Raw genomic sequence first — 7,470 nt, forward strand, 5'->3', positions numbered from 1 at the left:
CATAACTAACAAGCCCACCGCCCCGGCACCCCCATGGACCTTGTCATCGCCCGCCCCGAAGGCCTCTACTGCCCTGCCGGTGATTTTTACATCGACCCCTGGCGCCCAGTAGAACGTGCAGTCATCACCCACGCCCACGGCGATCACGCCCGCACCGGCAATCAACACTACCTGGCCGCCGCCCCCGGCGAAGGTATCCTGCGCTGGCGCCTGGGCCAGGACATCAACCTGCAAACCCTGGCCTACGGCGAACGGTTGGTGCATCACGGCGTGACCTTGAGTTTTCATCCAGCCGGGCATGTTCTGGGCTCGGCCCAGGTACGCCTGGAATACCAGGGCGAAGTCTGGGTGGCGTCCGGCGACTACAAGGTCGAACCCGATGGTACCTGCGCGCCCTTCGAACCGGTGCGTTGCCACACCTTTATCACCGAATCCACCTTCGGCCTGCCGATTTACCGCTGGCAGCCCCAGGCGCAGATTTTTGCCGGGATCAATGACTGGTGGCAGGCCAATATCGCCAGCGGCAAAGCCAGCGTGTTGTTCTGCTACTCCTTCGGCAAGGCCCAACGCATCCTCCATGGGCTGGACGCCAGCATCGGCCCGATCCTCAGCCACGGCGCGGTCGAACCGTTGAACCGGGTGTACCGCGAAGCGGGCATCTACATCCCCGAGACGCTGTATGCCGGCGACTTCAAAAAGACCGACCCACTGCTGCGCCAAGCCCTGATCATCGCCCCGCCCTCCGCTGGAGGCAGTACCTGGATGCGCCGCTTTGGCGACTACAGCGACGCCTTCGCCAGCGGCTGGATGCGCCTGCGCGGTACCAGACGGCGGCGCGGCGTGGACCGTGGCTTCGTGCTCTCGGACCACGCCGATTGGCCGGGCCTGTTATGGGCCATCGAACAAACCGGGGCACAACGGGTGATGGTCACCCATGGTTCGGTCGGTGTGTTGGTACGCCACCTGCGGGAAAAGGGCTTGGATGCCCAAGGCTTCAGCACCGAATACGGTGATGACGAAGAAGAGGCCACGGCATGAAAGCCTTCGCTGAGCTGTACGCCAACCTCGACGCCACCACTTCCAGCAATGCCAAGCTCGCCGCCCTGCAGGCCTACTTTCTGCAGGCGCCGCCGGCCGATGCGGCCTGGGCTGTGTACTTTCTCAGCGGCGGGAGGCCTCGGCAACTGGTGCCGACGCGACTGCTACGGGACATGGCCACCGAAGCAGCCGGTATAGAACCCTGGCTGTTCGAAGAGAGCTACCAGTCCGTGGGTGACCTGGCCGAGACCATCTCACTGCTCCTGCCAGAATCCACCTACACATCCGAAGACGGCCTGGCCGTGTGGCTGGAAGAAAAACTGCTGCCACTGCGCGGTCTGCCACCCTTGGACCTTGCAGACCGGCTGCCGGCGCTGTGGGCGCAACTGGACCAACCGAGCCTGATGGTGTGCATCAAATTGATCACCGGCAGCTTCCGGGTCGGGGTATCCAAACTGCTGGTGACCCGCGCCCTCGCCGCCATGGCCGATCTCGACAGCAAACGCGTGGCGCAGCGGCTAGTGGGCTACACCGATTTGTCGAACCGTCCCACAGCCGAAGGCTACCTCAAGCTGATCGCCGCCGAATCGTCCGACGAACACGCGCAACGTGGCGGGCAACCCTATCCGTTTTTTCTGGCTCACGGGCTGGCGCAACCGGTGGAGCAATTCGACACACTGCTCGGTTCACCCGCCGATTGGCAGGTGGAATGGAAGTTTGATGGCATTCGCGCACAACTGGTCAAGCGCGAGGGACGCCTGTGGGTCTGGTCTCGCGGTGAAGAGTTGCTGACTGAACGCTTCCCCGAACTCCATAGCCTGGTCAGTGGCCTGCCCGACGGTACGGTGATCGATGGCGAAATCGTGGTGTGGAAAGACTCGGTGCAACCTTTCGCGCTGCTGCAACAGCGCATTGGCCGCAAGACCCTGAGTAAAAAAGTCCTTGAGGATGCGCCAGTGGCCGTGCTCGCCTACGACTTGCTGGAGTATCAGGGCGACGACTGGCGCAACCACATCCAGGCCGAACGTCGCACCCAATTGGAACAGGTGATCGCTACGTGCAACCAACCGGTGTTATTGCCTTCGCCCTTGCTGGAAGGCAAGACTTGGGCAGCCTTGGCCGAGCAGCGCGAAGCCTCTCGCAGCCTGGGCGTGGAAGGCATGATGCTCAAGGATCGCAACGGCCTCTACGGCGTGGGCCGCACCAAGGACATGGGCCTTTGGTGGAAATGGAAGGTCGACCCCTTCAGCGTCGACGCCGTGTTGATCTACGCCCAGCGCGGCCATGGCCGGCGCGCCAGCCTCTACAGCGACTACACCTTCGCGGTATGGGACGGCCCACCGGGAAGCGAGCGCACACTGGTGCCGTTCGCCAAGGCGTATTCCGGGCTGACCGACGAGGAAATGCGCAAGGTTGACGCCATTGTGCGCAAAACCACGGTGGAGAAGTTCGGCCCGGTCAGCAGCGTGACGCCCAGCATGGTGTTTGAGTTGGGTTTTGAAGGGATTGCCCTGTCCAAGCGGCACAAGAGCGGGATTGCGGTGCGGTTTCCGCGGATGCTGCGCTGGCGCCAGGACAAGGCGGTGGATGAAGCGGACAACCTGGCCACGCTACAAGACTTGCTGACTTGACATAGCACCCTGTGGGAGCGGGCTTGCTCGCGAATGCGGTGGTTCAACCAACTATTCAGTGACTGACACAACGCATTCGCGAGCAAGCCCGCTCCCACATGCCTGGTCTACCTTTGACCCGAAATAGTGCGCTCATTTGCTGACGCCCATTTTTGGGCGCCGCCTACACTTGGAACTGCCTTATCCCACCGTTTAAAAAGCCCATCCGGAACTATGGTGCAGAAATTGCTACTTGTGATGGGTCTGACACCGTTCAGTAACAGTCCTAATCGCGCCACAAGCGCTTATCTTGGTTTCCAGGGATTACATAATGAAAAAAGCATTGCTGACCCTTTCTGCACTGGCTCTGTGCATGGCTGCTGGTGTTGCTACAGCCAAGGAATACAAGGAATTGCGTTTTGGTGTCGACCCTTCCTATGCACCGTTCGAATCCAAGGCCGCCGACGGCAGCCTGGTGGGCTTCGATATCGACCTGGGCAATGCGATCTGCGCGGAGCTGAAGGTCAAGTGCAAGTGGGTCGAAAGTGACTTCGACGGCATGATCCCGGGCCTGAAAGCCAATAAATTCGATGGCGTGATTTCGTCGATGACCGTGACCCCCGTGCGCGAGAAGGCCATCGACTTCTCCTCCGAGCTGTTCTCCGGCCCGACTTCGCTGGTGTTCAAGAAAGGCGCTGGCTATTCGACGCCAGAATCTCTCAAAGGTAAATCCGTGGGTTACGAGCAAGGCACCATCCAGGAGGCCTACGCCAAGGCCGTACTGGATAAAGCCGGGGTGACCACCAAGGCTTACGCCAACCAGGACCAGGTGTACGCCGACCTGACCTCCGGGCGCCTTGACGCTTCCGTGCAGGACATGCTCCAAGCCGAACTGGGCTTTCTCAAGTCGCCAGCCGGTGCTGGCTATGAAGTGAGCGCCGCTATCGACGACCCACTGCTGCCGTCGAAAACCGCTATCGGTATCAAAAAAGGTAACACTGAACTCAAGGCGCTTTTGGATAAAGGTATCAAAGCGTTACACGATGATGGCACCTACGCCACTATCCAGAAGAAACACTTTGGCGATCTGAACCTGTACAGCGGCAAATAATGCCTGGGGCGCCCTACTTCGGGTGGGGCGCTTTTTTATCGCCATAGGTCCTGATTTATGTTCGAAGATCTGTTGCAAACCCTCGGGCTGAGCGCATTCAGCTTGAAGGGTTTCGGCCCGCTGTTGCTGCAAGGCACCTGGATGACCATCAAGTTGTCGGTGCTGTCCCTGGCCGTCAGCGTATTGCTGGGCCTGCTCGGCGCCAGCGCCAAACTGTCCAGCCTGGCCATTGTGCGTATCCCCGCCCAGCTCTATACCACTCTGATTCGCGGTGTGCCGGACCTGGTGCTGATGCTGTTGATTTTCTACAGCCTGCAAACCTGGCTCAGTGGCTTTACCGACTTTATGGAATGGGAATACATCGAGATCGACCCGTTCAGCGCCGGGGTGATCACCCTGGGCTTTATCTACGGTGCGTATTTCACCGAAACCTTTCGCGGTGCGATCCTCGCCGTGCCCCGCGGCCAACTCGAAGCCGCCACCGCTTACGGGCTCAAGCGCGGGCAGCGGTTTCGCTACGTGACCTTCCCGCAGATGATGCGCTTTGCGCTGCCGGGCATCGGCAATAACTGGATGGTGATGCTCAAGGCCACCGCACTGGTGTCGATCATCGGCCTCGCAGACTTGGTAAAAGCCGCCCAGGACGCTGGCAAGAGCACCTATCAACTGTTTTATTTCCTGGTGCTGGCGGCGCTGATCTACCTGTTGATCACCAGCGCCTCCAACTTTGTCTTGCGCCGACTTGAACGTCGCTACTCCGCAGGCGCCCGGGAGGCAGTGCGATGATTGAGCTATTGCAAGAATACTGGCGCCCCTTTCTTTACAGCGACGGCCAGCACATCACCGGTCTGGCCATGACCTTGTGGCTGCTCAGCGCCTCACTGGTCATTGGTTTTCTGGTATCGATTCCACTGTCTATCGCCCGCGTTTCGCGCAAGCGCCTGGTGCGTTGGCCCGTGCAGTTCTACACCTACCTGTTTCGTGGTACGCCGCTCTATATCCAATTGCTGATCTGCTACACCGGCATCTACAGCCTTGCCGCCGTACGAGCACAACCGGTGCTGGATGCGTTCTTTCGCGACGCGATGAACTGCACCCTGCTCGCCTTCGCCCTCAACACTTGCGCCTACACCACGGAGATTTTCGCCGGGGCAATCCGCAGCATGGCCCACGGCGAAGTCGAGGCGGCCAAGGCTTATGGCCTAAGCGGCTGGAAGCTGTACGCCTACGTGATCATGCCTTCCGCGTTGCGACGCTCGTTGCCCTACTACAGCAACGAAGTGATCCTGATGCTGCACTCGACCACCGTGGCCTTTACCGCGACGATCCCGGATATCCTCAAAGTGGCGCGGGATGCCAACTCCGCCACCTTCATGACCTTCCAGTCATTCGGCATTGCCGCACTGATCTATCTGACGGTGACCTTTGCCCTGGTCGGCCTGTTTCGCCTGGCGGAACGCCGTTGGCTGGCCTTTCTCGGGCCGAGCCACTAAGGAGTTTGCATGCGCCACCAGCTACATGATCTGATCGCGCCGGTGCCCGGCACGGCGCGGCAGATCCACAGTTTTCACTTCGGCCCGCAGCAGCCCGAAGGCAAGGTGTACATCCAGTCCTCCCTGCATGCCGATGAATTGCCAGGCATGCTGGTGGCCTGGCATTTAAAGGCGCGCCTGGCAGAACTTGAAGCGACCGGGCGCTTGCGCAGCGAAATCGTGCTGGTGCCCGTCGCCAACCCGGTGGGCCTGGAACAGGTATTGATGGATATCCCCTTGGGCCGCTACGAACTGGAAAGCGGGCAGAACTTCAATCGCCTGTTTGTCGACCTCAGCGAAGACGTCGGTAACCAGGTCGAAGACCTGCTGGGCGATGATCCGCAGCGCAATGCCCAATTGATCCGCAGCGCACTGTTCCACGCCCTGGCCGCGCACACCGCCCAGACCCAGTTGCACTCCCAACGCCTGGTGCTGCAACGCCTGGCCTGTGATGCCGACGTGGTGCTGGACCTGCATTGCGACTTCGAAGCCGTGGCGCACCTGTACACCACGCCCGAAGCCTGGCCACAGGTAGAACCGTTGGCGCGCTACCTGGGCTCGGAGGCCAACCTGTTGGCCACCGATTCCGGTGGGCAGTCTTTTGACGAGTGTTTCACCCTGCTGTGGTGGCAGTTGCAGCAACGCTTCGGCGAACGCTACCCGATCCCCATGGGCAGCTTGTCGGTGACCGTCGAGCTGCGTGGCCAGGGCGATGTCAACCACGGCCTCGCCGCGCTGGACTGCCAGGCCATCATTGATTATTTGATCCACTTCGGCGCCATTCGCGGTAATGCAGCCCCCTTGCCTGCCCTGGCCTACCCGGCTACGCCGTTGGCGGCGGTGGAGCCAGTGACCACTGCAGTGGGTGGCTTGCTCGTGTTCAGCGCCCTGCCGGGGGAATACCTGGAGGCGGGGCAATTGGTCGCTGAAATCATCGATCCCATTACAGACCGCGTGACGCCTGTGCACTGCCAGCACGCCGGGCTGCTTTACGCCCGTTCGCTACGCCGCATGGCCACGGCCGGCATGGTGATCTGCCATGTCGCCGGCACACAGGCCTACCGCAGCGGTTATCTACTTTCGCCTTGAGGATGCATGCCACATGTACAAACTGACCGTTGAAGGCCTGCACAAAAGCTATGGCGACAATCAAGTGCTCAAAGGTGTGTCGCTCAAGGCCAAGACCGGTGATGTGATCAGCCTGATCGGCGCCAGTGGCTCAGGCAAGAGTACCTTCCTGCGCTGTATCAACTTTTTGGAAACCCCCAACGATGGCGCCATGACCCTGGACGGCCAGGCGATTCGCATGGTCAGCGACCGCCATGGCATGCGCGTAGCCGACGACGCCGAGTTGCAACGCTTGCGCACGCGGCTGGCGATGGTGTTCCAGCACTTCAATTTGTGGAGCCACATGAGCGTGCTGGAAAACATCACCATGGCCCCGCGCCGCGTGCTGGGTTGCAGTAAAAAGGACGCCGAAGACCGTGCCCGCCGCTACCTGGACAAAGTCGGGCTGCCGGCGCGCGTGGCTGATCAATACCCGGCGTTCCTCTCCGGCGGCCAGCAGCAGCGTGTCGCCATCGCCCGCGCCCTGGCCATGGAGCCGGAGGTGATGCTGTTCGATGAACCCACGTCGGCGCTGGACCCGGAGTTGGTGGGCGAAGTTTTGAAGGTGATCCAGGGCCTGGCCGAGGAAGGCCGCACCATGATTATGGTGACCCACGAGATGAGCTTTGCGCGCAAGGTTTCAAGCCAGGTGCTGTTCCTACATCAGGGTCTGGTGGAGGAGCAGGGCTTGCCGGAGGATGTGCTGGGCAACCCAAAGAGCGAACGCCTGCAACAATTTTTGAGCGGCAACTTGAAGTAGGAGCGAGCTTGCTCGCGAAAATCGTCAACGATAACGCTGGCAACCTGAAGAAACGCGGTGCCTGGGCCTTTTTCGCGGGCAAGCCCGCTCCTACAGTTGAACGTCGGCGCTGCCTCAGGGGTCTTTGAACTAACCCCTCCAGAGCGTCCGCTGCCGCATGGCAAAAAACCCCGACTTCGCCAAGCAATGGTTTGCCACCCAAGGCTGGAAGCCATTCGCCTTTCAGAAAGAGGTATGGGCCGCGGTCAAGGCCGGCCAGTCGGGGTTACTGCATGCCAGCACCGGGGCGGGTAAAACCTATGCCCTCTGGTT

Annotated in this window: 7 protein-coding genes; all 7 read left to right on the plus strand. The window is 60.7% G+C overall.

The window, feature by feature from the left end; genetic code table 11:
- Window positions 1-33: 33 nt before the first annotated feature.
- The 7 genes from GIV26_RS26830 to GIV26_RS26860 all read left to right on the plus strand — a co-directional run bounded on the left by GIV26_RS26830 (window position 34) and on the right by GIV26_RS26860 (window position 7,158).
- Entirely contained in the window at window positions 34-1,038 is a 1,005-nt protein-coding gene (locus GIV26_RS26830) for a ligase-associated DNA damage response exonuclease (RefSeq protein ID WP_054897985.1), read from the plus strand.
- The gene (locus GIV26_RS26835) at window positions 1,035-2,669 is read left to right on the plus strand and encodes an ATP-dependent DNA ligase (protein WP_054917886.1); all 1,635 of its coding nucleotides are present in this window, start codon (window positions 1,035-1,037) and stop codon (window positions 2,667-2,669) included. Before GIV26_RS26830 ends, GIV26_RS26835 begins: the two co-directional genes overlap by 4 nt.
- 310 nt (window positions 2,670-2,979) lie before the next feature.
- A complete protein-coding gene (locus GIV26_RS26840; RefSeq protein WP_014717255.1) occupies window positions 2,980-3,759 on the plus strand; it encodes a transporter substrate-binding domain-containing protein in 780 nt (259 codons plus the stop codon).
- A 57-nt stretch (window positions 3,760-3,816) separates the two neighbouring features.
- Window positions 3,817-4,545, plus strand: coding sequence for an ABC transporter permease (locus GIV26_RS26845; RefSeq protein WP_003189227.1), 729 nt, complete (start codon window positions 3,817-3,819; stop codon window positions 4,543-4,545).
- Window positions 4,542-5,252, plus strand: coding sequence for an ABC transporter permease (locus GIV26_RS26850; protein ID WP_003189226.1), 711 nt, complete (start codon window positions 4,542-4,544; stop codon window positions 5,250-5,252). Before GIV26_RS26845 ends, GIV26_RS26850 begins: the two co-directional genes overlap by 4 nt.
- A gap of 9 nt (window positions 5,253-5,261) precedes the next feature.
- The gene (locus tag GIV26_RS26855; protein WP_236282894.1) at window positions 5,262-6,380 is read left to right on the plus strand and encodes a succinylglutamate desuccinylase/aspartoacylase family protein; all 1,119 of its coding nucleotides are present in this window, start codon (window positions 5,262-5,264) and stop codon (window positions 6,378-6,380) included.
- A gap of 13 nt (window positions 6,381-6,393) precedes the next feature.
- A complete protein-coding gene (locus GIV26_RS26860; RefSeq protein ID WP_034126849.1) occupies window positions 6,394-7,158 on the plus strand; it encodes an ABC transporter ATP-binding protein in 765 nt (254 codons plus the stop codon).
- The last annotated feature ends 312 nt before the right edge of the window (window positions 7,159-7,470 follow it).

The sequence above is a fragment of the Pseudomonas sp. PA-1-3F genome (assembly GCF_021609665.1).
Classification (GTDB): Bacteria; Pseudomonadota; Gammaproteobacteria; order Pseudomonadales; family Pseudomonadaceae; genus Aquipseudomonas; species Aquipseudomonas paracarnis.